Origin of the sequence: Treponema succinifaciens DSM 2489 (assembly GCF_000195275.1) — a bacterium.
In the GTDB taxonomy this organism is placed as follows: domain Bacteria; phylum Spirochaetota; class Spirochaetia; order Treponematales; family Treponemataceae; genus Treponema_D; species Treponema_D succinifaciens.
In genome coordinates this window covers 2,240,256-2,266,676 of the sequence record NC_015385.1, presented here as the reverse complement: position 1 = coordinate 2,266,676, position 26,421 = coordinate 2,240,256, and the positions used below count along the sequence as shown (strand labels likewise).

The 26,421-nt window shown below is 39.7% G+C and carries 27 protein-coding genes; 14 read left to right on the top strand and 13 right to left on the bottom strand.

All coding sequences use genetic code 11. The features are described from left to right. Position 1: 1 nt before the first annotated feature. Positions 2 to 2,569: an ATP-dependent Clp protease ATP-binding subunit gene (locus TRESU_RS10765; RefSeq protein ID WP_013702239.1), complete on the top strand. Its 2,568-nt coding sequence runs from the start codon at positions 2 to 4 to the stop codon at positions 2,567 to 2,569. Between the two features lie 19 nt (positions 2,570 to 2,588). Next, positions 2,589 to 3,866 (top strand): valine--pyruvate transaminase, encoded by a 1,278-nt coding sequence (locus TRESU_RS10760; RefSeq protein ID WP_013702238.1) that lies wholly within the window; start codon positions 2,589 to 2,591, stop codon positions 3,864 to 3,866. A gap of 199 nt (positions 3,867 to 4,065) precedes the next feature. On the opposite strand, the gene TRESU_RS10755 is transcribed toward TRESU_RS10760, so the two are convergent. The 5 genes from TRESU_RS10755 to TRESU_RS10735 all read right to left on the bottom strand — a co-directional run bounded on the left by TRESU_RS10755 (position 4,066) and on the right by TRESU_RS10735 (position 9,137). Beyond that, the gene (locus TRESU_RS10755) at positions 4,066 to 4,920 is read right to left on the bottom strand and encodes a CAP domain-containing protein (protein ID WP_013702237.1); all 855 of its coding nucleotides are present in this window, start codon (positions 4,918 to 4,920) and stop codon (positions 4,066 to 4,068) included. Between the two features lie 25 nt (positions 4,921 to 4,945). Further along, on the bottom strand, positions 4,946 to 5,881 hold the full coding sequence (locus TRESU_RS10750) for an NYN domain-containing protein (protein ID WP_013702236.1): 936 nt from the start codon (positions 5,879 to 5,881) through the stop codon (positions 4,946 to 4,948). Between the two features lie 225 nt (positions 5,882 to 6,106). Continuing rightward, positions 6,107 to 6,514 (bottom strand): hypothetical protein, encoded by a 408-nt coding sequence (locus TRESU_RS10745; RefSeq protein ID WP_013702235.1) that lies wholly within the window; start codon positions 6,512 to 6,514, stop codon positions 6,107 to 6,109. A gap of 202 nt (positions 6,515 to 6,716) precedes the next feature. After that, complete coding sequence (locus TRESU_RS10740; protein ID WP_013702234.1) at positions 6,717 to 7,838, bottom strand: DUF362 domain-containing protein; 1,122 nt, start codon at positions 7,836 to 7,838, stop codon at positions 6,717 to 6,719. A gap of 228 nt (positions 7,839 to 8,066) precedes the next feature. Then, complete coding sequence (locus TRESU_RS10735; RefSeq protein WP_013702233.1) at positions 8,067 to 9,137, bottom strand: phospho-N-acetylmuramoyl-pentapeptide-transferase; 1,071 nt, start codon at positions 9,135 to 9,137, stop codon at positions 8,067 to 8,069. A 510-nt stretch (positions 9,138 to 9,647) separates the two neighbouring features. Between TRESU_RS10735 and TRESU_RS14365 the strand changes: the two genes are divergently transcribed. Both TRESU_RS14365 and TRESU_RS15830 read left to right on the top strand, forming a co-directional pair. After that, the gene (locus TRESU_RS14365; protein WP_052299598.1) at positions 9,648 to 10,709 is read left to right on the top strand and encodes an HD-GYP domain-containing protein; all 1,062 of its coding nucleotides are present in this window, start codon (positions 9,648 to 9,650) and stop codon (positions 10,707 to 10,709) included. An 84-nt stretch (positions 10,710 to 10,793) separates the two neighbouring features. Next, a complete protein-coding gene (locus TRESU_RS15830; protein ID WP_281054708.1) occupies positions 10,794 to 10,928 on the top strand; it encodes a hypothetical protein in 135 nt (44 codons plus the stop codon). Positions 10,929 to 10,962: 34 nt separating this feature from the next. Here the strand turns inward: TRESU_RS15830 and aroA are convergent, their stop codons facing one another. From aroA to TRESU_RS10705, 5 genes are read right to left on the bottom strand one after another with little or no spacing between them, the layout of a single operon-like run. Further along, positions 10,963 to 12,354 carry a 3-phosphoshikimate 1-carboxyvinyltransferase gene (gene aroA / locus TRESU_RS10725; protein ID WP_013702232.1) on the bottom strand — a complete coding sequence of 464 codons (1,392 nt, stop codon included), beginning with the start codon at positions 12,352 to 12,354 and terminating at the stop codon, positions 10,963 to 10,965. A 1-nt stretch (position 12,355) separates the two neighbouring features. Next, positions 12,356 to 13,399: an extracellular solute-binding protein gene (locus tag TRESU_RS10720; RefSeq protein WP_013702231.1), complete on the bottom strand. Its 1,044-nt coding sequence runs from the start codon at positions 13,397 to 13,399 to the stop codon at positions 12,356 to 12,358. 58 nt (positions 13,400 to 13,457) lie between these two features. After that, the gene (locus TRESU_RS10715; protein WP_013702230.1) at positions 13,458 to 14,330 is read right to left on the bottom strand and encodes an ABC transporter permease; all 873 of its coding nucleotides are present in this window, start codon (positions 14,328 to 14,330) and stop codon (positions 13,458 to 13,460) included. Next, positions 14,327 to 15,346: an ABC transporter permease gene (locus TRESU_RS10710; RefSeq protein WP_013702229.1), complete on the bottom strand. Its 1,020-nt coding sequence runs from the start codon at positions 15,344 to 15,346 to the stop codon at positions 14,327 to 14,329. Before TRESU_RS10710 ends, TRESU_RS10715 begins: the two co-directional genes overlap by 4 nt. Beyond that, on the bottom strand, positions 15,343 to 16,533 hold the full coding sequence (locus tag TRESU_RS10705; protein WP_013702228.1) for an ABC transporter ATP-binding protein: 1,191 nt from the start codon (positions 16,531 to 16,533) through the stop codon (positions 15,343 to 15,345). Before TRESU_RS10705 ends, TRESU_RS10710 begins: the two co-directional genes overlap by 4 nt. Before the next feature lie 240 nt (positions 16,534 to 16,773). Between TRESU_RS10705 and TRESU_RS10700 the strand changes: the two genes are divergently transcribed. The 7 genes from TRESU_RS10700 (at position 16,774) to TRESU_RS10670 (ending at position 20,437) form a co-directional block, all read left to right on the top strand. Then, positions 16,774 to 17,529 (top strand): AzlC family ABC transporter permease, encoded by a 756-nt coding sequence (locus tag TRESU_RS10700; RefSeq protein ID WP_013702227.1) that lies wholly within the window; start codon positions 16,774 to 16,776, stop codon positions 17,527 to 17,529. Then, positions 17,526 to 17,858: a branched-chain amino acid transporter permease gene (locus TRESU_RS10695; protein WP_013702226.1), complete on the top strand. Its 333-nt coding sequence runs from the start codon at positions 17,526 to 17,528 to the stop codon at positions 17,856 to 17,858. The genes TRESU_RS10700 and TRESU_RS10695 overlap by 4 nt, the downstream gene beginning before the upstream one ends. 109 nt (positions 17,859 to 17,967) lie before the next feature. Beyond that, positions 17,968 to 18,504, top strand: a complete 537-nt coding sequence (gene rbr, locus TRESU_RS10690; protein WP_013702225.1) for a rubrerythrin — start codon at positions 17,968 to 17,970, stop codon at positions 18,502 to 18,504. A gap of 70 nt (positions 18,505 to 18,574) precedes the next feature. Continuing rightward, positions 18,575 to 18,796 carry a hypothetical protein gene (locus TRESU_RS10685; protein WP_013702224.1) on the top strand — a complete coding sequence of 74 codons (222 nt, stop codon included), beginning with the start codon at positions 18,575 to 18,577 and terminating at the stop codon, positions 18,794 to 18,796. 188 nt (positions 18,797 to 18,984) lie between these two features. Then, positions 18,985 to 19,413, top strand: a complete 429-nt coding sequence (gene rplM, locus TRESU_RS10680; protein WP_013702223.1) for a 50S ribosomal protein L13 — start codon at positions 18,985 to 18,987, stop codon at positions 19,411 to 19,413. Between the two features lie 14 nt (positions 19,414 to 19,427). Next, positions 19,428 to 19,820 carry a 30S ribosomal protein S9 gene (gene rpsI / locus TRESU_RS10675; RefSeq protein ID WP_013702222.1) on the top strand — a complete coding sequence of 131 codons (393 nt, stop codon included), beginning with the start codon at positions 19,428 to 19,430 and terminating at the stop codon, positions 19,818 to 19,820. Positions 19,821 to 19,858: 38 nt separating this feature from the next. Further along, on the top strand, positions 19,859 to 20,437 hold the full coding sequence (locus TRESU_RS10670; RefSeq protein WP_013702221.1) for a regulatory protein RecX: 579 nt from the start codon (positions 19,859 to 19,861) through the stop codon (positions 20,435 to 20,437). Here TRESU_RS10670 and sppA read toward each other — a convergent pair. The 3 genes from sppA to cyaB are packed head-to-tail and all read right to left on the bottom strand — an operon-like array spanning position 20,428 to position 22,768. Next, positions 20,428 to 21,459, bottom strand: coding sequence for a signal peptide peptidase SppA (gene sppA / locus TRESU_RS10665; protein WP_013702220.1), 1,032 nt, complete (start codon positions 21,457 to 21,459; stop codon positions 20,428 to 20,430). The genes TRESU_RS10670 and sppA overlap by 10 nt on opposite strands. Before the next feature lie 29 nt (positions 21,460 to 21,488). Then, positions 21,489 to 22,136 (bottom strand): DUF975 family protein, encoded by a 648-nt coding sequence (locus TRESU_RS10660; RefSeq protein ID WP_013702219.1) that lies wholly within the window; start codon positions 22,134 to 22,136, stop codon positions 21,489 to 21,491. A gap of 41 nt (positions 22,137 to 22,177) precedes the next feature. After that, the gene (gene cyaB / locus TRESU_RS10655; protein ID WP_013702218.1) at positions 22,178 to 22,768 is read right to left on the bottom strand and encodes a class IV adenylate cyclase; all 591 of its coding nucleotides are present in this window, start codon (positions 22,766 to 22,768) and stop codon (positions 22,178 to 22,180) included. A 352-nt stretch (positions 22,769 to 23,120) separates the two neighbouring features. On the opposite strand from cyaB, the gene TRESU_RS10650 reads away from it, so the two are divergent. The 3 genes from TRESU_RS10650 (at position 23,121) to nusA (ending at position 26,416) form a co-directional block, all read left to right on the top strand. Then, a complete protein-coding gene (locus TRESU_RS10650; protein ID WP_245535656.1) occupies positions 23,121 to 24,278 on the top strand; it encodes an ISAs1 family transposase in 1,158 nt (385 codons plus the stop codon). Positions 24,279 to 24,482: 204 nt separating this feature from the next. Further along, positions 24,483 to 24,950, top strand: coding sequence for an LSm family protein (locus tag TRESU_RS10645; RefSeq protein ID WP_013702217.1), 468 nt, complete (start codon positions 24,483 to 24,485; stop codon positions 24,948 to 24,950). Positions 24,951 to 24,961: 11 nt separating this feature from the next. Continuing rightward, complete coding sequence (gene nusA, locus TRESU_RS10640) at positions 24,962 to 26,416, top strand: transcription termination factor NusA (RefSeq protein WP_013702216.1); 1,455 nt, start codon at positions 24,962 to 24,964, stop codon at positions 26,414 to 26,416. Positions 26,417 to 26,421: the final 5 nt, after the last annotated feature.

Below are 26,421 nucleotides of genomic sequence, written 5' to 3'. Positions count from 1 at the left end.
TATGTACGAAAATTTTTCTCCTAGGGCACAGCGAATTTTGGTTGCGCTTGCTCAAGATGAAGCTTATTTTTTAGGAAGCCGGCAGATTGATCCGGAACATATTATACTTGCGCTTTTAAAATCTGCGGAAGGACTTGGATACGTTGTGCTTCAGCAGCTTAGAATAAATGTTCTTACTCTTCAGCTTGCGATTGAACAAAGCTTGCCTTCTCGTTTTCCAGATACTGAATTAAAGACGATTCCAAATTCTGATCGCACAGAACGTTTTTTAAATCAAGCGGCATTCGATGCAAAAACAATGCAATGCAACTATGTTGGAACCGAGCATCTTTTGTTTGCCGCGGCTACAGAGGAGCGTTCCCTTTTGTGGGCATATTTAAAGCGCGCAGGGATTTCTATTGAGCAAGTGAAAAAAACGATTGCGGATATTCAGCGGAAAATTCCTTCTTCTGCTGTAAAAGATCCAAGAAATTTTTCAGGCGGAAATTTTGCGCAGGAAACTCCAGTTCCTTTTATGGCGGACGGAAGCGTACAAAGAAAACAAAAGCAGTCTGGAATTCTTGCACAGTTTTCAAGAGACTTGACGCAAGATGCAAAGGACGGAAACTTAGATCCTGTTGTTGGTCGTGAAAAAGAAGTTTTACGCACAATTCAGATTTTAAGCCGCCGCACAAAAAATAATCCGGTTCTTGTTGGAGAGCCGGGCGTTGGAAAAACTGCAATAGCAGAGTCTCTTGCACAGCGCATTGCAAATGGAAATGTTCCTGCTAATCTTTTTGGAAAAAAAATTCTTCAGCTTGATTTGGCTGCAATGATTGCCGGAACAAAATATCGCGGCGAATTTGAAGAGCGGCTTAAGCGTGTAATGAAAGAAATCAAGGAATCAAAAAATATTATTCTTTTTGTTGATGAGCTTCATACTATAATTGGTGCTGGAGGACCAGAAGGTTCAATGGATGCAAGCAACATGATAAAGCCTGCTCTAAGCCGCGGTGAGCTTCAGATGATTGGAGCGACTACGACGAAGGAATACCGAAAATATTTTGAGAAAGATTCCGCGCTTGCAAGAAGATTTCAGACTGTAAAAGTTGAAGAGCCTTCCGAATATGAAACGCAAGAAATACTTTTGGGACTGAAAAAATATTATGAGGAATTTCACCATGTTATTTATGAAGATGATGTGATTCCGATTATTGTAAAATATAGCAAGCGATATATTTCTGAACGATTTTTGCCAGACAAAGCAATTGATATTCTTGATGAAGCCGGAGCTGCGAAAAAAATGCAGGAAGATGTTCGTCCGGAGGAATTGGATAAGCTTGAATCAGAGTATGCAAGATATAATGAGCAGAAACGTGAGCTTGTTGCTTCCCAAGAATATGAAAAAGCTGCGTATATCAGAGACCACATAAATTTGCTGCGCTCAAGAATAGATGATTTAAACCGCAAATGGAAATCTTCTGACGCCGCAAAAAAACGCCGTGTCTGCGCGGAAGATGTCTGCAAGATTATAAGTGAGATTTCCGGAATCGATGTTTCAAAATTGGATGAAGGAAAATCTGGCCGGCTTTTGAATATGGAAAAAATTCTGCACGAAGAAGTTGTGGGACAGGACGAAGCCGTTGCCTCGATTTGTAGCGCAGTCCGCAGAAGCAAAGCCGGCATTTCTTCGCATAAACGTCCTGTAGGTTCTTTTATTTTTCTTGGTCCTACTGGCGTTGGAAAAACTCAGCTTGCAAAGTCGCTTGCAAAATTTCTTTTTGGAACAGAAGAAGCATTGATTCGTGTAGACATGAGCGACTACATGGAAAAGCAAAACGCATCTCGACTTGTTGGAGCGCCTCCGGGATACATCGGCTATGAAGAAGGCGGATTGCTTACGGAACAAGTTCGGCAACACCCGTATTCAGTTGTGCTTCTTGATGAAATTGAAAAAGCTCACCACGACATTTACAATCTTTTGCTTCAGCTACTTGAAGAGGGCGAATTAAAAGATAACCTTGGTCATACCGTGAGCTTCAAAAATACAGTTATCATTATGACCAGCAATGCGGGCGCAAGAGAAATTACTGCGGAAAGCAAAATGGGATTTTCCACAGCAAAAGAAGGAATTGTTCCATACAGCGAAATAAAATCCAGCGCAATGGAAGAACTCAAAAAAATCATGTCGCCTGAACTTCTTAATCGAATTGACGATGTGATAGTTTTCGATGCGCTTTCAAAAAAACAAATTGCGTCCATACTCGAAATTCAAATTAAAGAGCTTGAAGATCGTCTTGATGAAAAATCAATTTCACTTGTGCTTAAGACTAAAGCCAAAGAATATCTTGTGGAACACGGCTACGAACCTTCAATGGGAGCGCGCCCGATGCGTCGTCTGCTTCAAAAAGAAATTGAAGATCCTCTTGCAAATCTTCTTTTGCAAAATGAAAATGAGGAAGGCGAAACAGTTTCCGTGGATTGCATTGACGGAACTATTTCATTAAAACTCAGCAAGAAAAAAAAGAAAGCAGCAGCTGCAAAGAAAAAGCAGGAGCTTTCAGCGCAAGAAGCAAATCAACTTTCATAAAAAACAACGAGGATAAAAAATGTTTTCAGATTTTGGAAAAAAACTTACGGGAGAGTCTGGAATTTTGCAATTGATGGAAGACTTGGGTGCGCCTCTTCCTAAAGGAAAAAAAATTTGCGCACTTGGAGGAGGAAACCCTGCGCAGATTCCAGAACTTGAAAAAATGTACCGCGCTGAAATGGAACTCATAATGAAAGACGACCGTGCATTTGAAGATTTGATTGGAAAATACGATGGTCCGCAGGGAAAAAATGCGTTTATAAATTCTGTCGCAACTTTTTTTTCAAAGAACTTAGGATGGAATGTAAAGCCAGAAAATATCGCTGTGTGCAACGGAAGCCAAAGCGCATGCTTTTATCTTTTCAATCTTCTTTCTGGAACATTCACTTCGCCAGATGGAAAAAAAACTAAAAAGAAAATTCTATTTCCGCTTGTGCCGGAATATGTTGGATATGCGGACCATGGAATTGAAAATGAGACTTTTGAAAGCATTCCTTCACGCTTTGAAGAATACAGCGACAACACTTTTAAATATTTTGTTGACTTTGAAAAACTTGAAGAACGCCTTGACAAGGACAGTAGCATTGCAGCCCTTTGTGTAAGCCGCCCCACAAATCCAACCGGAAATGTTCTTACCGATGAAGAAATTACACGGATGTCTGCTCTTGCGCAAAAACATTCTATTCCGCTGATTATTGACAACGCTTATGGACTTCCGTGGCCGCATATAATTTTCAACGATGCAAAACCTTTTTGGAATGAAAATGTAATTCTTAGCATGAGCCTTTCAAAAATAGGTCTTCCAAGTTTGCGCACTGGAATTATAATTGCCAGAAAAGAAATTGTTACAGCTCTTTCAAATTTGAATTCTATAATCGCGCTTGCTTCGGGAAGTCTTGGCCAGGCGATTGCTTCTAATCTAATCGAAAGTGGAAAACTGATTGAGGCTGCTTCAAACTTTGTGCGTCCGTATTATGAAAAGAAAAATAAATTTGCCCAGAGTCTTGTGCATAAATATTTTGCGGGAACTGATTATGCCGTTCATAAAGGTGAAGGCTCGATTTTCCTGTGGATTTTAATGCGAAAACTAAAAATCACAACGAAGGAGCTTTACAAAAAACTAAAAGAGCAGGGGGTTGTCGTTGTTCCGGGTGAATATTTTTTCTTCGGAAATGGAGTCGCATTTAAAAATCATCCGCATTATTCAAAGTGCATAAGAATAAATTATGCGCGCCCCGATGATGAGCTTGAAGACGGAATCAAAATCATTGCAGAAACCTACAAGGAAAATTCTTAAAAAAACAAAGGGGCTGTCCCAAAAGTATCTTTTCTGTTATTTTTGGTCTTGCCCCTAAAATCTAATATATATTGCAATCATTTAAAGATTGCTAACCGAGTTTGCTATGAAAACACGCAGTATCAAGTATGATAATGAGAACTTGTTGGACAGCTCCTTATCATCTTTTCTATACAAAGTCCGAGGAAATTCACCCCTTTTACTTTTCCATATAGCTTTGTGCAAAGTCGATTACACATTCATCTCTTCTGTTCTCTTCGCATTCAGCATATCCTACACCGGCTATATTGTATTTTCTGTTCATAATATTTTTCCTGTGTCCGCGTGAATCTACTCCATCGTCAATTAAAAATTTTACAACCGTATTTCTTGCTGTGTCTACGCAATAAAATATATTTTCAGCCGTTGCCATAAATATGCCGTAGTTTTGCATTCTTTCAGATGGTGTCGAGCCGTCAACTCCTGTGTGCCCAAGCTGGTCGGTAACCACTTGGCTTTCTGCATGATCTCTTGCAGCTTGTGTAAGTTCTTTAGATGGTTTAAGTGGCGGGCGTGGAGTTTGTTCGTACATATATTTTATGCATTCTTTTACAGCCGCAGGACCTTCTTGTGTGCGGATTGTCCAGTTATATGGACCTGCCGCCGACATTCTTTTTTCTATATAGTTATATCCATCGAAATTTTCCAGCCTTGGAACAATATATAAATCAGCGTATTGCTTCGGATTTGTTCTTGCCTTGTTCATTTCCAGAATTACATTTTTTTCAAAATCGCTCAGGTAATCAACATTTCTTGCGGTGTCAAGCGGTTTAATGTTCCATAAAGAATTTTTGCTTTTTGCTTTAGCGTTTGAAGTATTGCTGGAGTTTTGTTTGCTTTTGGCATTTCCTTGTGTTTTTTGCTGAACTCTTTTTTTGCTGTTTGAAGGGCTGGAAGTTTTTCTTGTGGTAGAAGTCGAATTTACCGGCTTAGTTTTTTTTGCTGGTGAAGACTTGCAGAACAAAAATGTAGAAATAAAAATTGTAAATAGAACAAAAAAAAATCTTTTTTTCATAATAACCTCGGTTGTGATTTTTTAATCAGTTTTTATGTTGCAATGCTGCTGGTTTTATTCTTACACTGAATGCCGGCACTTCTTTTGTTTCAAAAGTTTTCGGGTATCTTGCAAGTTCTGCACGGAGTTTTGTCCCAAACGGAAGCTTTGCGCCCATTTTGTATTCAATTGATTTTCCAAGTTGAGCAACAAGCGCCCAGCCGTCATCGTCTTTTCGGCAGTTTGAAATTCCTTCTATGATGAGTTTTTCAGACAAGACAAAAGGCTGAGTTGCCGTTTCAAATGCGCTCCTAGCTCCCGGCTTGTAGTGAACTTGGAATGTTTGTTCCGGCGCATCTATTTTTGTAAAGATTGATTTTATCTGCTGGGAAACTCGTTCATCAAGAAGGCTTGAAATGCTGATTGCCTTGTCTGCTGTTTCAAGCAAATTCTGCGAAGCTCTTGTAATGGAAACTGGTGTTTTAAAATCATAGTAGATAACAAACACTCGTACGCCTTCCGCTTTAAGCCCCGAAACAAGAACTGAAAGATCTCCGTCTCCTGCATAAAGAACAAGCGTGTCGAACCGTTCATCGCGGCTTTTTGTGTAGAATTCTTTTGCCGTGTTGAATACGATTGTTGTGTCCACAGCATCTTCTTTTAAAGTGGGAAGTCTTCCGTTTGAGCTTTCCTGCGAGCGCAAGTTGAATGTGTTGCGCTGAAATCCGGCTTCATCAAGTGCCCTGTAGAATTTCTGGTTTTCGCGGTCAAATTCCGCATTTGTTCCCATGAACACTTTTTTATCTGAGAACACGCATCTTGTTCCGGTTTCTGCTTCAATAAGTGAAGCCGTGTATTCTGTAAGAGCTGCAAAATTTATTGAGTAATAATTTCCGTCAATTCCGTCTTGGGCCAAATGTGAAAAGCCTTTTCTTGTATAATTTCCGTCTATAACAAAACAGGCTCTTGCGATGTCTTCCATATATCCTCCGTATATTTTTATTTTGCGTATATTAGCCTTTCAAAAGCCAGATGTGTTTTGAAAACAGCTTCTTATACATTGAAGATTTTTCCTTCCCTGATTTGCATATTTTGTATGCAATGTTTGTATATAGAATATAAAAAAGTTCTGTAGACTTTGCAAGCGTTTCAAAAATATAAGCTGAAAATATCTTCGGGCAATTATCCCGAAGAAGTTAAAGTCAACTTATTTTGTTTTTGTAAATCCTGCAATTGCAATAATCCAGCCGGCAATTATCATGTAAAATCCAAATGTTGCGTGCTTTAAAAATTCTTTTCCAATAAGACGTGAAAGCGCGCTGTTGTTCATCTGCAATGCAAGAATTATTCCGCCCGAAATGCTTGCTGCAAGGGCAATCAGTTTAAAGAGCTTTACGTTTTTTATTTTTATAAAGCAAAGAACTGCTCCTGCCGCAGCTCCGATAAAAATCAAAAGAATTCCTGCGCTTATTACAGAAAAATCTTTTGAAATAAGGCTGAATCCGTTTGCTGTCTGCCCCAAAGCCTTGAACAGCGGACACAAAAATCCAATGGCGCAAATTGCCATTCCTGCTAAATAAAGATGCTGGATAATTCCAATGTTCTTCTTTTCCATAATTTTCCTCCCATAAAAAGTCAATGAGAAAATATCAATTTTCGATTTGACTTTTTAGCACAATTTCGCAACAAAGTGAGAAATTGCAGTTAATAAGAAAGTTTGCAACGCAAACTTGTGAATAAAAACTTTGACGCTATGTTAGGCAAAATTTTTATTACACTCTCCTGATTAGGGATTTTGTAGAGATTTATAAAAGACCTTAAAATTTTTCTAGTTTGTACTTGCGGCTTCCAAGACCGATTTTTTCACTGTGGATTAACGACATATCCCAAACTGATTCGGGCGTGGAATCTTTCCAAAGGTCTTTAGTTGGCTTGAGTCCTTTTTTTATGTTGTCTGCAATTTGCGAGTTTTCAAATCTTGCGGCTTGACAACATAAATCCGAGCAGGACTGGTCCAGCGCAACCGGGTCAAAACTTGCAGCCATTCCAAGGTTTGGAATAAGAGGCGCGTCATTAAAAGCACGGCAGTCGCACCAAAGGCTTACATCGCGGATTATGTTTATGTGGAAACAAGGTCTTCCGTAGCATACTGCCTGAGTGTATTCAGCCATTTTGCAGTCAAGGTCTTCATTTGCGTTCCAGTTCGGATTGTAGATTGCGTCAAAGTTGCAGGCGCCAATACATCTTCCGCAGCCTTTGCAAAGCTCTTGGTTTATAAAGGCTTTTTTGTTTTCGTAGGTGATTGCGTCAGAACCGCATTCCTTTGAGCACAAACGGCAGCCTTTGCAGGCTTCCTGATTTACTTTCGGTTTTCCTGTATTGTGCTGATCCATTTTTCCAGCGCGGCTTCCACAGCCCATTCCTATGTTTTTTATTGCTCCGCCGAATCCAGTTGCCTCGTGCCCTTTAAAATGCGAAAGGCTTATAAAAATGTCAGCGTCCATTACAGCTCTTCCGATGTGGGCAACTTTGCAATATTCTCCGTTTACAATAGGAACGTCCACTTCATCAGTGCCTTTAAGTCCGTCTCCGATTATTATCTGGCAGCCAGTTGTTACTGGAGAAAATCCGTGTTTTTGCGCGCAGTCAAGATGGTCAAGGGCATTTTTTCTGTAGCCCGGATACAAAGTGTTGCAGTCCGTAAGAAATGGTTTTCCGCCAAGTTCCTTTACAAGTTCTGCGACGGCTCTTGCGTAATCCGGACGCAGGAATGAAAGGTTTCCGTCCTCTCCGAAGTGAAGCTTTATAGCGGTGAATTTTCCGTGAAAATCAATCTGCTCAATTCCGGCTTTCTTGCAGAGTTTTTTCAGTTTTGCCTCAATTCCTCCGTCCTGAGTTACACGGAAATCTGTAAAAAAAACTTTTGATTCTTTTTCCATAATCTTCCTCGCTTTGTTTTGTGTGTTATATGTGGTTTTGAAAATGCGCTGTTTTTATTAAGAAGTGAAATTCTCCTATAAAAAGTCAATGAGAAAGTTTCAACTTTCGATTTGATTTTTTACGCAATTTCGCAACGAAGTGAGAAATTGCAGTTGATAACAAGTTTGTAGCACAAACTTGAAAAGATAAAAACTGACACTATTTTCGGCAGTTTTTATCTTACCTCCTTATCTGATTTTAAAGAATATTCCGAGCATTGCTACAGTTATTAAAAGCTGAATTATCATAAACTTGATAAGCACTTGTGTTGGCGACCAGCCTTTGTTTTTTCTCATGTGGTCGTGCAGCGGAAATCTTACTGTTTCAAAAATTGAAATGTGGAAGAATCTTTTGAGAGCGACTTTTAAAAGTCCTACACCGCCGTTTACAAAAATAATTGAAGAAGTTGCAAGGAATAAAAATGGATTTCCGCTTACCATTACGCATACGCCGATAAAAAATCCCAGCGCGCGTGAACCTGCGTCTCCCATAAGAACTGAGCTTGGAAACGCATTGTGCCACAAGTATCCCATAAGAACTCCGGCAAGGCAGAATGTTATTATTGCCCAGGAAGCTCCGTCTTTTAAATGCGGAACAAGAAGGTATGTTGAAATGTCAACATGGCCAAGCACGATATAAAATAGCGCGCCCATAGTCAAAAGCGCAATCAGAACCAGAGTTGAACTTAATCCGTCTACTCCGTCTGTGCAGTTTGTTGTGTTTACAGACATCCAAAGCATGATTACTGTTATTGCAACGTAAAGCCAGCACGGAATATGAATCGTAGTTGAAAAAAATGGGAACCAAAATCTGAGTCTTCCGTCTGGAGAAGTCTGAGAAAGATAATGCATTAAAAGAAATGCCGCCGCTACTGCAATCACAAAATCTAAAAATGCCTTTCTGTATTCTCCCCAGCCTTTTAAGCTTCTGTCATCCAAAAATCCTGTAAGCATCATAAGCCAAGTAAGCGCAAGAATTCCAGACTGAAGATAATCCAGCGGAACGATTATAAAACAGAGAATTACAAATATTGTTATGAACACAACTCCGGAACCTGTGGGTTTTCCTTTTGCAACTTCTTTTGTCAATGTGAATTCTCTTCCTCTGTCGCTCGGAAGATATTTGTAGAATTTTGGAATTAATACTTTGGAAAGAAAAAATCCTATGTAAAGTGCAAGCGCAATCAGAACTGTATATGACTGAAAAAGTCTAGCTGGTCCCCAAAAGTTTTTCAGCAAGCCGCCAAGATAGTAAATCAAAGTAAGACCCCTTTTATTGTAATTTTATAATAATATCATAAAAACAACCAGCGTTCAATGTGTATTATTTTTTTCGGTTTATGACGTGCCAACAGGGCAAGCGCATTATAAATGTATTCAGCATAAAACTGGCTCCCAGACACGGTTTACTGGTTCAAAATCGCGCAATAATGCGCTACACTCTGATTGTTGCAAAGTAACTATAGAATTGCCCGCTCACGTGGGCGCAACAATCAGAGTGTTTTTGCCTCAGGAACCGTTCCTTCGCGCAAACTTTACTTAAATTATTTATAATGCGTTTGCCCTGACGTGCCGATTTGATATGTTGATTTTTACTTGGAATATTTTTATAATTTATAAAGTTTCATTGTTTACTGTCATTATCATCTTTATTCGATAATCTATAGATTCCCGTGTCCATTGCACGGGAATGACGGCTGAGTATTTAATCTTGAAATTGTTTCTAATAAGTCGGATTTTTTCTTTCTGGGAGAGTGAAGGGAGTTTTCTGTGCCGGTTGAAGACGAAGAGTTTTTCGCTGAAAATATTGAAAGTGTCAACAGGCTTACAACTGGCATTTTGCTGCTTGGAAATGTTCTTGCGCCTCTTTTTATTGTTATCAGCAAGATTGGCATTTTTGAAATTCCCTATTCATATTCAATTATACTTGGAATCGTCATAGCTTTATTTTCTATTATTCAGAGCATTTTTGTCTATGTTTTACGATGGCACAGAATTCCCATGGTGTTTGGACTGTGCGTTATGGCGGCAATTTTGGCATACATGGGAACAAACGGACATATTGGAATAAATATTTCCTATGCGCTTGTAGTTTTTCTTAGCTGCCTTTATTACAATGCTGTTCTTACAAGATGCATTGCGCTTGTCTGCTATGTTCTTATGATTTTTTCAGTTTATTTCCGCGCAAAAATTATGTGCGTCAGCTTTAACACAACTGAAAGCTTTTACTTTTTTTCACAGAGCGCAGGATTTACAATTGAATTTGTTTTTTCCTACATTATTGCGGTTGCACTTTCCAAAAGAAGCCATTCCACTCTTAGCCGCGCGCTTACAAAGGCTTTTCAGCTGAAAGATACTCAGATGAAGATTATGGAATTTATTCCAAGAATGCTTGAAAGCCACGAGCTTTTTACAGGCCACCATGTTCGCCATACTGTTAAATATGTGGAGCTTATTTCCAGGGAACTTGTAAAGGAGGGACATTACAATGAAATTCTGACGGAGCAGGCAATTTCTGTTTATTCCGCCGCGGCAAACTTGCACGACATTGGCAAAGTTCACATTCCAGACAGCATTCTTAACAAGCCCGGAAAATATACTTACGAAGAATTTCAAATGATGAAAGCTCATCCTGCTGAAGGTAAAAGGCTTGTGCAGCTTTTGCCTATGATAAACAGAGGGTGGTTCAACATTGTTGCGGAACAGATGGCTTATTGCCACCATGAAAAATACGACGGAAGCGGCTATCCGAATGGACTTTCTGGAAATGAAATTCCTCTTTGCGTCCGAATAATGTCTGCTGCCGATGTTCTTGACGCTCTTTTAAGTTGAAGACCTTATAAACAGCCGTTTTCTATTGAGCGAACAATTGAAATTTTTAAGGAATCAAGCGGAAGCCACTTTGAGCCTTGCATTGTGGATGCTGTGATAAATATTGCTCCAGTTATTGAAGAATTGTCAAAGTTATTTCGCAAGCAGGAAATTGAAGACGAGCAAAAAGAATACGACTGGAGAGTTCGGCTTGTTGAAGGCCGTGAAAATAGCAAGTAAAACAGTTTCAAGACAGTCTTTTTTTTGCTGTCATTTAGGCTTTTGTAAATCCGGCTCCTATTTTGTTCATGGCTTCAAAGAATTCAGGAAAGCTTACAGAGCAACATTCTGCGTCTTTTACTTTTATTTCTTGACCTTCTTTTAATCCAAGTCCTAGGCAGGCAAGGCTCATTGCAACTCTGTGGTCAAAGTAGCTTTCAACTTCCGCGCCGTGCAGGACAAATTCCGGGTTTGGCTTTCCGTCAGCAAGAACTGGAGAATGTCCCTTGATAACCAGAAAATCTTCGCCTTCTTCTACTTGCGCGCCCAGTTTTTCAAGCTCGCTTTTTAGAACTTTTATGCGGTCTGTTTCCTTTCTGCGGCAAACGCCAATGTCTTCAATAAAAACAGTTCCTTCCACAAAGCACGAAACTGCGGCAAGAGCACAAACTGCGTCAGGAAATCCAGAAAGATTTACGTGAAGCTCCTTGTTTTTTAGAAGTTCCGTGGAAAGTCTTCCTGTTCCGTTGCTTGCTTTTGTTCCGCCGTGCACTTTGAGCGAGCAGATTTGTTTGTCAAGCTCAATGTCTGCTCCAAGGGATTTTAGAACTTCGACTATTGCTTCATCGCCCTGTGTTCCGCTTAAGTCCACGTTGTTAATTACAAGCTCGCTGTCTGTGATTAAGGCTGCAATCAGCGGAAATGCCACAGCTTCCCAGTCGCTTGGAATTGCTTTGTCGAATGCCTTGATTTTTACAGGACCGTCAACTTCGATGTGCTTAAAGTCCTCTGACATTCTGACTTTTACTCCGCAGCTTTCAAGCCACTTTTGTGTCATGTAAAGGTATGGTGTTTCCTTTGGATTTGAAAGTTCGATTTTGAGAGTTCCGTTCAGCCTGCAAGCCGCCATCATCATTCCGGAAACATACTGGCTAAGCTCGCCGCCTGTTTTTACTGTGTTGCTTGCATTTATAGGACCTTTTATGAGCATCGGGCAAGTTCCGCTTTTTTCTTCCGCAGTGAATGCCTGCGCTCCAAGTTGTCTTAATGCGTCTACAACGTGGCTTACGGGGCGTTTTCTTATGCTTTCGTCCCCAGTGAACACGCTCCAGCCTTCAAATGTGGCTGCGATTGGCGACATAAAGTAAAGCAGCGAGCCGGAATTTCCTACGTCAACAATATTGCTTGGCAAGTGGATTTTGCTTCCTGCTCCTTGAACTGTCCAGGTTTGTCCGATTTTTACAGAGTCTTTTTCCAGTTCTATTTTTGCGCCCATAAGCGGAACTGCGCGGCTTGCGCTAAGACAGTCTGCGCTTGGAAGTGGATTTCGTATATATGAAGTTCCTTCTGCAAGGGATGCAAGTAAAAGTGCTCTGATTGTATGCGACTTAGAGCCTGGAACTTGAATGTGCCCATTGAGGCTTGTTTTTTTAGCAATGATTTTCATATTATTCAGTGAATCTTATTTCCTGCCAAAGCTCGTTGTATTTGTCCAAGTCTTCGCCAAGGTCTTCCTTTAGAACGCAGTTTGACATTTGGTCTGCCTCATACATTGTTTTTGTTGTCATGTACTGGGCGGCATCTTTATTCACAAAGCAAGGAAAGTGGAATGCGTCAAGGAATTTAGCATATACTTCAGGGCGATGAATATAGTTTACAAATTCATTGGCAAGATCGTAGTGAGGCGCGTCTTTCAAGATGCACATGCTGTCAAGGTAAGAAGGTCCGCCTTCCGCTGGAATAAAGAAGTCGATTGTTTCTTCCCATTTGTCTTCTGGGACTTCACCAAATACAACTTCCGCATATCCTTGACAAAGCCAGAAATCGCCGGATGCAAATGACTTTCCGAATCCTTCAGCGTCGAACTTTACGAGGTTTGGCTTCCAGTTTTTTATTATGTAGTCCGAAGCTTCTTTCAGTTCGTTCTGGTTAACTGTATTTATGCTGTAGCCAAGAGTTGTAAGAGCATCCCCGATAACTTCGCGCATATCGTCCATCATTGTGGCGTGCCCTGCAAACTGCTTATCTGCAAAAATGTTCCAAGTTTTTTCATAATCCGTGGAAACTTTTGTCTTGTTCACGGCGATTCCGGCGGCTCCAAGATAATATGGAACGCAATATTTCATTTGCGGATCGTAATCTGCCTTTTCAAATACAAGCGGATTTATATGGCTTTTGTTTGTCATCTTGCTCTGGTCAAGCTCTCGGAACATTCCCTGCTTAATCATAATTGAGCAGTAATCCTGGGATGGAACAACTATGTCGTATCCTTTTGCTCCGGCTCTTAATTTTGCATACATTTCTTCATTTGAAGCGTAGCTGTCTACTTTTACAGTGCAGTTGAATTCTTTTTCAAAGTCGCGCAAAACTTCATCTGGTGTGTAGTAAGTCCAGTTGTAAAGGTAGACTTCATTTTCTTCTTTGCATGAAAAAAATGAAACAGAGGCAACTGCAATAAAAGCTGAAATAATTGAACAAACTCTTTTTTTCATATAAACTCCTGTGTACGGTCGGTATTGAAACCAGCTTTGCTTTTTTTTACAGAATGGATTATCTTGATGCCGCAAATGTTTTAAGGCGGCTTCTAAGCAGAATTGCAATGATGCAGATTATAAGAATCAGCACAAACGAAAGCGAATTGATTACAGGACTTACACCGAATCTTATAAGCGAATAAACGTAAAGCGGAAGTGTAGTGCTTCCCGGCCCTGAAACAAGAGCTGTTATAACGTAATCTTCAAGTGACATTGTTATGCTCATCATAAAGCCTGAAATAATTCCAGGCATGATTGCGGGAACAATTACTTTTGTAAGCGTCTGAAATTCGTTTGCACCCAAGTCGTGGCTTGCTTCTATAATTGAATAGTCAAATTCGTCGATTCTCGCGCTTACCATAAGATAAACGAACGGAAGACAGAATGTTGTGTGCGCAATAAAAATTGTAAAAAGTCCGAGCGAAAGTTTTATTCCGCTAAAAAAAATCAGGAGCGAAATTCCCATGATAACTTCCGGTAGAACCATCGGTAAAAAGCTGATTGACTGAATGTAGGATTTTCCGAAGAACTTGTACCAGCTGATTCCGATTGCCGCCAAAGTTCCAAGCACAGTTGCTGTAATTGCGGAAGTTAAGGCTACAATAAAACTGTTCAAAAGCGCGTGCCATAAAGGTTTTGAGCTGAATATGAGCTTTTGGTACCAGATGAACGAGAAATTTGTAAAAGTTGTGTCTTTTGACTCGTTGAATGAGAAAAACACAATTACAAACAGCGGTAAAAACAAAAATAAAATCGAAAGGCACAGCACTGTATTTGACAGACTGAATCTAGGATTGCGTTTTTTCCATTGGCGTTTTGCGTGCCTGTTTGACTCGCTTTTGGGAATCGACTTGTATTTTTTGTTCAGTAATAAAATCGGATTTTTCATTTGCTTCCTTTGAGACTGGCTTTGGAAATACTTTCGGCAATGCTTGATGTTGTGTCTTCTTTGTTCAGTTTTTTGTTCATATCCGCTTCTTTTTTTCCTGTTGAAAGCATGAGCAGAACGCCCGCCATGCTTATAACTGTAATTACAAGGCTGAATGCAGAAGCCAGAGGCCAGTTTCGTACTTTCTGAACTTGGTCAACAATAATGTTTCCGAGCATATAGCTGTCTTTTCCGCCTACAAGCTGCGGAACTGTGTATGTTCCAAAAATCGGAATAAACGTAAAAATTATCGCGCTCAAGATTCCGCTTTTGATTCCGGGAATCAGAACTTTAAACATGGACTGCATTTTTGTTGCGCCAAGATCCCGTGCGGCTTCAAGCAGTGTAAAATCGAATCTGTCTACCGCCGTAAAAACTGGAAGAATCGCATAAGGCAAGTACATATAAATGCTTACAAGAATAACAGCCTCGCGCGTAAACATAAATTTATGCGGAAGAAATTCTTTTGTTGAGCCAGTTACCTTGCAAATAATGTCGTGTAAATTTGAAAGCAACTGGTTGAAAAGTCCGTTGTCTCCAAGAATTGTAATCCAGGCGAAAATTCTTATTAGGCTGTTTGTTAAAAACGGAACAATGACAAGAATCAAAAGAAGAGTCTGGTGCTTGCTCCTTGCCATCGCATATCCGCACGGAAGTGAAATGAGAATTGTAACTGCTGTGGCGATTATTGTAATCCAAAGTGTGCGCAAAAATATAAGACCGTAAGCCGGACTCAGCATCTGCTCGTAGGCTTTAAGTGAAAATTCCCTTGTAACTCCGCCGTAAACATCGCGCTTTAAAAACGAGTAGCACACAATTATAATCAGAGGCACAATAAAGAAAAGTGAAAACCAAGCTCCCATTGGCCAGGCATAAGCAGGACCGGGATTTGCCTTCTTGTATTTTGCGCCATAAGCTTTTGAAGCCAGCCTGAGCTGAAAGCTTTTATGCTCTTTATTTTCCTGCTTGCTTTTCATGTGTTTATGTCCTCAACAATGTAGCCATCGTCTGCTGACCATGAAACAAAAACCTCATCTTTCCAGGCGATTTCCGGACCGTCATCAAGATAGTTTGTGTGCTGCTTAAATACTTTTATGATTGCTCCGTTTTCAAGGCGCACATAGAATTTAGACTGAAATCCTGTGTAAACTGGCTCTTCTACAATTCCTTTAAAAACATTGATGTCTTTTCTTCCGCCTACGTTCGGCTCTTCAAGCGTTATGCGGATTTTTTCCGGTCGGATTGTAAAGCAGACTTTCTGTCCCGGATCTGTGTGGTCGTAGTCTGTAACAAGAATATTTTTGTCTTCTTCGCGCATCGCCTGAGTTTCGCCCTTGAGCTTAGCCTGAAGTCCAAGAACCGGAGTATTCAGCGTTACATTGAATTCGTCTTCTCCCTTTGAATTCTTGTGCGGCTCGCAGGAAACAACTGTGCTTTCAAAAAGGTTTGTTTCTCCTATGAATTGCGCTACAAATTGTGTCGCCGGGCTTTCGTAAATTTCAAATGGAGTTCCAACTTGAAGAACTTTTCCTTGGTTCATTACAGCGATTCTGTCGCTTACGGCAAGCGCTTCGCTTTGGTCGTGGGTAACGTAAATAAATGTGATTCCGATTTTGTCGTGCAATGCGTCAAGGTCAACCAAAAGATTTGCGCGCAGTTTTGCATCAAGGGCTGAAAGTGGCTCGTCAAGAAGCAAAACCTTCGGCTCGTTTATGAGCGCCCTTGCAATTGCCACACGCTGTCTTTGTCCGCCAGAAAGCTGGTTTGGTTTTTTATACATGTGCTGGTCAAGCTGAACAAGATGCAGATATTCCTTTACTTTTTCGTCGATTGTTTTTTTGTCAGTCTTTTTTAAGCGAAGCGGAAATGCGACATTCTCATAAACTGAAAGGTGCGGAAAAAGCGCGTAGCTCTGGAAAACTGTATTGCTCTGGCGTTTGTTAGGCGGAAGAGGCACAACATTCTTGTCATCAAAAAGAACTGCGCCTTCATCAGGAAATTCAAATCCTGCGATAATGCGGAGAAGTGTTGTCTTTCCACAGCCGGACGGTCCAAGCAGAGAAAAAAATTCACCCTGCTTAATTGTAATGCTGATGTCGTCAAGCGCATGGAACGAGCCAAAATGCTTGGACACGCTGTTAATAGAAACTGTACTTCCGTTCACTAGGGTACAACTCCTTCTGAGTGATAAAGAAGCCTTTTATCTGGCAAAACAAGGCTCTGATAGACTTTAAAGTCTAAGGCTTAATTTGTATTTAATACGTAAAAAAGTCAATAATTTTTGAAAAAATAAGTGGAAATTTATAAAAAAACTTTTGCGGATTTTTGCTGAATTTTATTGTAGAAAGTTTAAATTTTGCGCTGTTGAACCTATTTATCTTTATTGCTATTATATTTGCTCATTATGAACCGCTATGTTTTTGCCCATGCTCTGAAAATAACTGCGCCTGTGTTTTTTGGATATATTGCGATTGGAATTGGATTCGGAATGCTGCTTGCGAATGCAGGCTATCCTTGGTGGCTTGCAGTTCTTTCAGGGGTTGTCATGTATACTGGTTCTGGACAATATTTTATAGTCGGTCAGCTTGCTTCCGGAGCTTCTTTTGCTGAAATAATTCTTGTTCAGTTTTTGCTTAGCATCCGCCATGTTTTCTACGGACTTTCGCTTATTTCAAAATATAAAAATGCCGGCGGAAAAAAGCCTTATCTTATTTTTGCAATTACGGACGAAACTTTTGCGCTTGTTCAGGGAATTGAAGTTCCGCCCCGTGTGAATAAAATTTCTTTTTATGCGGTTGTTTCCGCGCTGGACCAAAGCTACTGGTGCTTGGGAAGTCTTATTGGCGCTGTGGCTTACACCGTTATGAATCGCTACGGACTTGGAAAATTTTTAACCGGAGTTGATTTTGCGCTCACTTCGCTTTTTATAGTTCTTTTGATTGAGCAGCTAAAATCTTCAAAGGATTGTGTGCCTGCGTTGGCTGGTGGACTTGCCGCTGTGTTTTCTGTTGTGCTTTATAAAACCGGAGTTTTTGGCTCGTCAAATATAATCTGGTTTTCAATTTGCGCGGCTCTTGGAGTTATGCTTTTGGCAAGAGGTCCGTCATTTTTTGCAAAAGAGAAAATTCTTTCAAATTCTAAATCGGAGAAATTGGCATGAAAGAGTCTTATAGCCTTATGATGGCTTTGGTAGCTGTTTTTGTTTCCGGGGCAGTTATTTATGGAACGCGCTTGCTTCCTTTTGTTGCCTTCAGCAGAAAAAATCCGCCTGCGATAATCCGCTTTATTGAGAAATACACGCCGTCTTTAATTATGGCGGTTTTGGTCGTTTATTGCTTCAAGGACACAAGTTTTTTGAGTTCTCCTTTTGGAATTCCTCATTTGGCTGCTTCTGTGGCAACTGTTGTCATTCACCTTTTATTTAAAAATTCTATGGTAAGCATTTTTTCAAGCACTATTATTTTCATGGTTTTGTCCAGAATTATGTAAAAATTAAAAAAATTTCCTGTTTGAATTGCAATTGTGCAAATAATTGATTATACTTTATATAATTAGAAAATTTTTATTTTTATGGCTGTATTTGTACTGGAGGTAAATCATGGAATTGAAAGGTTCAAAAACAGAAGAAAATCTTAAGACGGCTTTTGCAGGTGAATCTCAGGCCCGCAACAAGTATACATTTTTCGCAAGCAAGGCCCGCAAAGACGGATTTGTGCAGATTGCAAAAATTTTCGAGGAAACTGCTGAAAATGAAAAGGAGCACGCAAAGCTTTGGTACAAATATCTTAACGACGGAATAAAAAGCACCGCAGAAAATTTAAAGGATGCTGCGGAAGGTGAAAATTACGAGTGGACAGATATGTATTCTTCGTTTGCCAAGACAGCGCGTGAAGAAGGATTTATCGATATTGCCCAGAAATTTGAAGGTGTCGCCGCGATTGAGAAAACACATGAAGAGCGTTACCGCAAGCTTTTGGATAACGTTACAAATGAGTGTGTTTTCAGCAAGGACGGAGACGTTATCTGGCAATGCTCAAACTGCGGACATATCTGCGTAGGAAAAAAAGCGCCGGATATTTGTCCAGTTTGCGCTCATCCTCAAAGCTATTTTGAAGTAAAACCTGAAAATTACTAGTTTGATAATTTTTTTATAAAATGCCGTTTTTGTTTTTACAAGAACGGCTAAAACAATTATGGAGTATTTTATGGTTTCATTGTTGATTGGAATTGTTCTGATTGGATTTTGTGTGTTTTCTTGTCTTGGCTTGAACTGGACTTCTGACATTATTTCATTTTTGAAAGGATTTACTCCGTGTTTTGCGGCATTCTGCGGGCTCATTTCAGTTTTTATAGGTTTTGCTGATATAAAAGATAAAAAAGAAGCAAAAAAAGAAGAAAACGCCGCTAAATCAATAGAAAAAAAATAAATTTCTTATTCATCGCAAATATTTTCAGTTTTTACAGTTGAATTTCTTAAATTTAATTGACTAAAAAACTGAAAACATGGTATATTTTTTTACCCCGTATATATTGTTGGCAACTGCTCATTGCCTGCAAACGTTTGAAGCTGGATGCAAAGCGGAAAACGTAATGTTTTATTTAGAAAGGTATATACATGAAAACTTATTTTGCTAAAAATGAAGATGTAAAAAATGACTGGTATGTCATTGATGCATCTGGAAAAACTTTGGGACGTGTAGCTGCAAAAGCTGCTTCTGTTCTCCGTGGAAAGCACAAAGCTTCTTATACACCGAACTCTATGTGTGGTGATTTTGTTGTAATCGTTAATGCTGAAAAAATTCAGGTTACAGGCAAAAAAGCTGACAATATGCTTTATCGCCATTATACAGGTTATGTACGTGGTTTGCGCTCTTATTCATTCAATACTCTTATTGAAAAACATCCTACAGAACCTTTGAAGAGAACAATTTGGGGAATGCTTCCTCATAACCGCCTTGGACGCAAGATTATCGGAAATCTTAAGATTTACGAAGGTCCAGAGCATCCTCATGCAGCTCAGAATCCAAAACCTCTTGAAGTTTAAAATAGGAGCATATCGTGATTAAGAATTTAGCTATCGGTACAGGAAGAAGAAAAACTGCAACTGCTCGTGTTTTTATGCGCGAAGGTTCAGGAAAAATTGTTGTTAACGGAAAGGATATAAAAGACTATTTTGCAACAGAATCACAGGCTCGTCTTGTAATTCAGCCGCTTTTGGTTACATCAAATGTAAACAAGTTTGATATTCTTATCAACGTTTGCGGTGGCGGACTTAATGGTCAGGCTGCAGCTTGCTTGCATGGAGTTTCCCGTGCTTTGACTCAGGTAGATCCAGACGCACGTCCTTCTCTTAAGGCAAACGGATATCTTACACGCGACTCTCGTATGGTTGAGCGTAAGAAGTATGGTCAGCGTGGTGCTCGCCGCAGATTCCAGTTCAGCAAACGCTAAAATTGGTTATTCGCCAAATACAGCAGACTTTTACAGGAGTGTACGAAATTACACCTTCTGTTGGGTCTGCATTTTTTTTGCGTGCGTCTTACCTTTCTCTTTTGACTGAGGAAAAGCTTTTTGCCGGAGCGGAATTTTCGGATGAAGAAGCTTCGGATTTGCTAAATGCGGCGATTGTTTATGGCGCTGAATTTGCCGCAATGACATATCTTGCGCGCGCTGAGCATTGCCGTGCCGGACTTGAGCGAAAGCTTTTAAAAAAGGGAATTGAAAAATCCGCTGTAGAAAAAGCCTTGGATTATCTTGAGCTGTGTGGAAATTTAAGCGATGAAAGATTTGCCGGTGCTTGGCTAAGAAGCCGTTCAATCGACCATGCTGAAGGAAGAATCCGGCTTGCGGCCGAACTTGCATCCAGAGGCGTTGACCGCATAGCTTCAAAAAAAGCCCTTGATGAATTTTTTTCAGAAAAAGATGAACTTGAGATTTGCCGGCGTGCTTATAAAAAGTGCCTATTGTTCAAAAAAGACTTGGACAAAATAAAAGCCTCTCTTGTTCAGAAAGGCTTTACGCTAAAGCAAGTTGGAATTGTTATTTCAGAGGAAAATTCCTACTTGTAATAATATGCCGGAAATTCAATTTGCGGCTCTAAAACTTCCATTACAGCATCAGGAATTCCCAATGAAGCTTTTTTGAATTCTTTTGCGCTTCCCATAATCATTCTGTAAATGCTATCTTCTTTTTGATAAGAAAAATCCGCGGTTTCGTATTCTGCAAAGTCGAATTCTTTTCGTTGCATTGTTTCAATAAGCTCGTCTAAAGTTCCTATTGAATTTATGAGGGATGCTTCTTTTGCCTGCGAGGCTGTGTAGATTCTTCCGTCCGCAAGTTTGTAGACTTCTTCTTTTGAAAGTCCGCGGCTTTCTGCTACAATATCCGTAAACTGCTCGTAACATTCATCTGCGATTGACTGCATTATTTCCTGCTGTTCCTGTGTCATAGGTTCGTTGAAATTTCCCATGAGCTTGTTGCGTCCTGAGTGGATTGTTGTGGACTTTATTCCCCATTTTTCCATGAGTCCTGTCAAATCTGTAAACTGCCCTGCTATAACGCCGATGCTTCCGGTTAGAGAATTTCTGTTTGCCATTATGTAGTCAGCCGCACATCCAACGTAATATCCGCCGCTCGCCGCAAGAGAAGTGAAGTATGCGTAAACCGGACGTTCGGTTTTCTTTTTGTATTTTTCAAGCGCAAGGAAAACTTCGTCTGCCTGATAAACTCCGCCGCCTGGAGAATTTATTACAAGGACGATTCCGCGGTTGTTCGTGTCTTCCTGCAAATTTTCTATTGTGGACAAAATCCATTCCTGATTGTATGAATCGTTTGATTCTGAAATTACGCCCTTTATAAAAAGCTTTGCGATGTATTCGTTCTTTGGAAACTTGTTTTCTTTTTTTCCAAGCAGCTTGTCTTTGATTTTTGTTTCTGAATTTGAAACTGCGGAAATTGTGCTTTTTTTATTTTTGTTCAAGGCGGAATTTGCTGTGTTAAAGATAAAAATAGCGGCTGCAAGAGCGACTGTGCAGGCAAAAACTGCAATCCCTTTTTTTGAATAATTATCTTTTGAAAATTTTATTTTCATTTTTTCCTCCAATAAAAAATAACTTTTAGTTACGATTCAAAGTCCGCCGGTGTAAGCGAGCCTGTCCTGAACGCTTCTTCTTTTAGTGCGTAATATGCGTTTGTAAATGACATTGCTTCGTAAGGTTTGATCCAAATCTGGAGAATGAAAAGTGTGAGCATCGAAAGAAATTCCCAGCCCAAAAAACTTAGCGACATAAGAAACAAATCGCCTTTGTGGTTTCGCGTAAGAACTTTACTTATATTCATGGCTTTTGAAACTGAAATTTTTGGATTTTCCGCCAGAACAAAAAACATCTGCGAGTACGAAAATGCTTTTACAATTCCCGGGAAAAAGAAAAGCAAGCTCCAAAGTCCGACCCACAAATAAAACCAAAGAAATCCGAGAAAAGCTTTTACAAAATGTGAAAAACTGTTTATAAAATCTGAAAATTCAGCCTTGGTTTTTGTGTTGTAAATCTGAATAAAAATTCTTAAAAATGCAAAAGATGAAACGCTGTTTATAAAACTGATTAGCAAAAATGAAATAAGCCCAGTTGTTCCGTCCAGATTTTCCTGCGGAAGTCCTGCCGCCATTGCAGTGATTGCCATTGTTACAACAAACGCAATTATTGGAGTTTTTAATTTTCCTTTTAGCTGCTCGCGTGCCTGATTTTTGTAATTAATTCGTTCAAACATAAATTTCCTCTATTATTACTATTTTGTTTGTTCTTTATAATTTAATTATTTTTTTCAATTTGCGAAAGAAGTTCTGAATAATATTTTTCTTCTATGCAGGATTTTTCGATTCCGCATTTTTCAAGAAGCTCAAATAAAATTTGCTGAACTTTTTTTACATCTTCATCTTTTTTTGACGGCGAAAGAATTTCTATTTCAAGAAAGTAACCGAGCGGCGGAACATTGCAAAGTTCAAGAGTTGCCTTAAGTTTTGTGTGTTCAATTGAAGCTGGAAGTTCCAGTTTCCAGTCCATGACTTCTTTGTGTTTTTTTAGCGCGACTTTAAATCCTGCGTCGCAAAAAAATTTCTCCAGCGGTTCGGGAGATAGAATTTCAGTTTCAAGTTCTTCGTTCAATTCTGTGCTGAAATTTTCGGATGCGCTTTTAATTTCTTTCTGCTTGTAAGTGAGAATGCTGCGTGTCTCTTTTCCGTATTTTTCTTTTCGGATTCTGATTTTGATTTTTGGATTCAGCGGGCTTTCGTAGTAAGTGTCGTCGCGCAAAACTTCCTGCTTAAATTCAGCGAAAGAATTTAATTTTTTTATAAGTTCGTCTTTTTTGTAAACATGTGCTTTGATTTCAATTTCATTCATCGGACTATTTTATCATATTTATCTGTAAATGAAAAATAATATATTTTAGAAGTTTTTGCAGAATTCTATAGGGCAAACGCATTATAAATAATTTAAGTAAAGTTTGCGCGAAGAAAAGGTTCATGGGTGGCATGATTGTTGCGACCGAGTGAGCGGGCAATTCTATAGTTACTTTGCAACAATCAGCGTGTAGCGCATTATTGCGCGATTTTGAAACACGAAACCGTGCCTGGGAGCCAGTTTTATGCTGAATACATTTATAATGCGTTTGCCCTGCAGAATGCGCCAGGGCAAACGCATGTAAAAATTTTTTGTTTTAAATCTCTAAACTACTATTTAAAAAATGCACAAAATGGTAAAATTCCCCTTGGGTGGAATTATGCTTTTAAGAGAAAGTCTGGAAGAAATAGACGATTTTAGAGTAAAAAGGTGCAGGAAGTTTGAACTGGCTGATATTTTCCTGCTGGTTTTGTTCGGGCTGCTAAGCGGCATCAAGGACATTGAGCACATAGCTGAATGGGCGGAGGAAGCGGAAGAGTCCATCAAGGGGCTGGTGAAGTTTGAGTTCGGTCCGCCAAGTGCCGACACAATTCTCCGGGTTTTCAGAAATGTGAACGCAGATAAAATCGAGAAAGTTTTTATAAAGTGGGCTCATGGAATTTACGAGAAAGTAAAAATTGAACCGGACAGAACAATTGTTGCCATCGACGGAAAGACGATGTGCGGCTCAAACAAGGTCACGGGAGCAAAGGGAATTCACATTGTAAGTGCATGGGCAGATGAACTGTCCCTCATTCTTGGGCAGGTAAAGACAGATGAAAAGTCAAATGAAATCACTGCAATTCCTGAGCTTCTGGAACTGATTGATATAAGGGGAATGATAATCACAATCGATGCAATGGGCTGCCAGAAAAAAATCTGCGAGAAAATTAAGGAAAAAAAAGCAGACTATGTTCTTTCTTTGAAAGGAAATCAAAGCACGACACACGAAGCCGTAAAAGACTTTTTCTCTATGGATGAAAAGGAGCTTGCAAAATACGGAGTTATAAAAAGCGAAAAGGAATGTAATCCTGACCATGGACGAATTGAAAACAGGCAGTATTACCTGTGCACGAACCTGTCGTGGCTGGAGAATAAAGATGAGTGGCCGGGACTTAAGGCTGTTGCCATGGCACGGGAAGAACGGACTGTAAATGGAAAAACTTCCACAGACATCAGGTTTTTTCTAACTTCACTTGATAACATTGAACTTGTGAAAAAATCAATTCGCCTACACTGGGGAATTGAAAACCGCCTTCACTGGTGTCTTGATATGACTTTCAATGAGGACTACAAAAGGCACCGAAAGGATCATAGTCCGGAAAACATGACAGTTATGCGCCGTCTTGCATTAAATATCTTACGCCAAGCAGAAAAACCGGAGAATAAAAAACAGGACAGTTTAAGCAAGCGCACGATCTGGTTTCGGGAAAACCGCCAGTTCCGCCAAACGGTTTTAAGGCTCCTTTAAAATTTCACACTTTCTGTAATTTTATCAGAAAGTGTTTTTACATGCGTTTGCCCTGCAGAATGCGCTTTTGTTTATTGACAATGTTGATTTAAAATGATAATATCTTTATACATTTTGATTATCTTTGAAAATTGAGCCGCAAAAAAGGCTCTTTTTTTTTAGTCTGAAATGCTTTTTTTTAAGCGTGTTTTTTAGAGGTTTGACTTGGAGTATAGTTCTTTCGAGAATATTCCGTATTTTAATGAATGTTCCGCTGTGATGTCTGCGGAAGGTTTTAAGCTGGTGGAGCTTCATGTTGTTCCGCAGAATGGCAAAATTAATATTTCTGCTGTCATAGCTTCATCGGATTCCAAAAAGGACATCGGTGTTTCAGATTGTGCAAAAGCACATCGCGCGTTGTTTTCAGAAATGGTTAAAATCCTTGGAAAAAATGAAGACGATATTTCTATGGAAATGTGTTCGCCGGGAATTGAACGCACTTTAAGAAATGCGGCTGAGTTTGAGATTTTTACAGGAAGAGAAGTCCGCGTTTGGGATAAAAACGTAAATGACTGGGTTTGCGGAAAAATAAAATCTTCAGATAAAAATCAAGTTACATTGGAACTAGAAGGCGGCGGCGAAGAGTCTGTTGCCTATGCTGATATTGCTAAAGCAAAATTTTTACATTTATAAGGGGGCTTGTTATGTCAGAAATGGCAGATGCAATCCGTGCGCTTTCTGCAGAAAAAGGAATTGATGAATCTTCAATCAGGCAGACTATAGAAAGAATGATTCTTGCGGCGTATCAAAAATCATTCGGAAAAGGCTACGACAACTGCATTGTAAAGTTTGCAGATGATATGTCGGATGTGAATGTCTATGCGCGCAAAACTGTTGTTGATGGAGTTTATGATCCTGTTATTGAAATTGAACTTGAAGAAGCGCAGAAACTTGCTCCAGAAGCTGTGATTCATGACACTCTTGATATTCCGCTTGACCCGAAACGTGATTTTGAACGCGGCGCGGTTTCAGTTGGAAAACAGGAAGCTCACAAGGATTTGAATGAAAATTCAAGCAAAAAGCTTCTTGATGAATACAAGGAAAAACTCGGACAGATTATAATCGGATATTACCAGCGCGAGCATAAAGGAAACATTTATGTTGAGCTTGGAAAGGTTGAAGGTGTGCTTCCTGTAAAATATCAGAGTCCACGTGAAGTTTATGAAAAGAACGACAGAATCAGGGCTTTGATAAAAGACGTAAAAAAAGTTCCTTCCGGAATTCAGGTTGTGCTTAGCCGTACAGATGAGAATTTTGTAAAAAGCATTCTTGAACTTGAAGTTCCTGAAATTCAGGATAATACGATTGTTGTAAAAAGCATTTCGCGCGAGCCTGGCTACAGAACAAAGATTGCAGTGGCTTCAAATAAAATCGATGTAGATCCTGTTGGCGCTTGTGTTGGCTTGAAAGGTGTTCGCATTCAGAATGTAATCCGCGAGCTTGAAGGTGAAAAAATCGATGTTCTGCGCTATGATGAAGATCCTCATGTATTTATAAAAAATGCGCTTTCTCCTGCTGAAGTAAAGCATGTTGTAATTAAAGATGCTGAAAAAAGAGAGGCGCTTGCGGTTGTTTCCGATGAAAATTTCTCTATTGCAATTGGAAAACAGGGCTTGAATGTCCGCCTTGCAAACCGTCTTTGCAACTGGTCAATCGATGTAAAAACCGAAGCTATGGTTACAGATGAAGATCTTGTTGAAAATGACACAAGAAGGGCTGCGGAAGAACTCTTTGGCGGTTCAGAAAATGAATCTTACGAGGAAATTCTTACAGTTGCCCAGCTTCCGGGGGTTGACCAGCGTGTTGCGGAAATTCTTAAGGAAGCCGGCTACGATGATATAGAAGTTTTTGTTTCGTCTTATGAAAGCGGAGCGTTGAATGGACTTGACGATGTAACAAAAGAACAGCTTGATGAAGTTTATTCAATTATAAATGAAAACGTTGAGTTTGAGGATGAGGAAGAACCGCAGCAGACAGCAGATTCAGCAGAGGAAGATTCAGAAGAAGAATATTTCTGTCCTGAGTGCGGCGAAAAAATTACACCGGATATGACAAGATGTCCGAAATGCGGTGTTGAATTCTCATTTGAAGAAGAGTAAGAGGT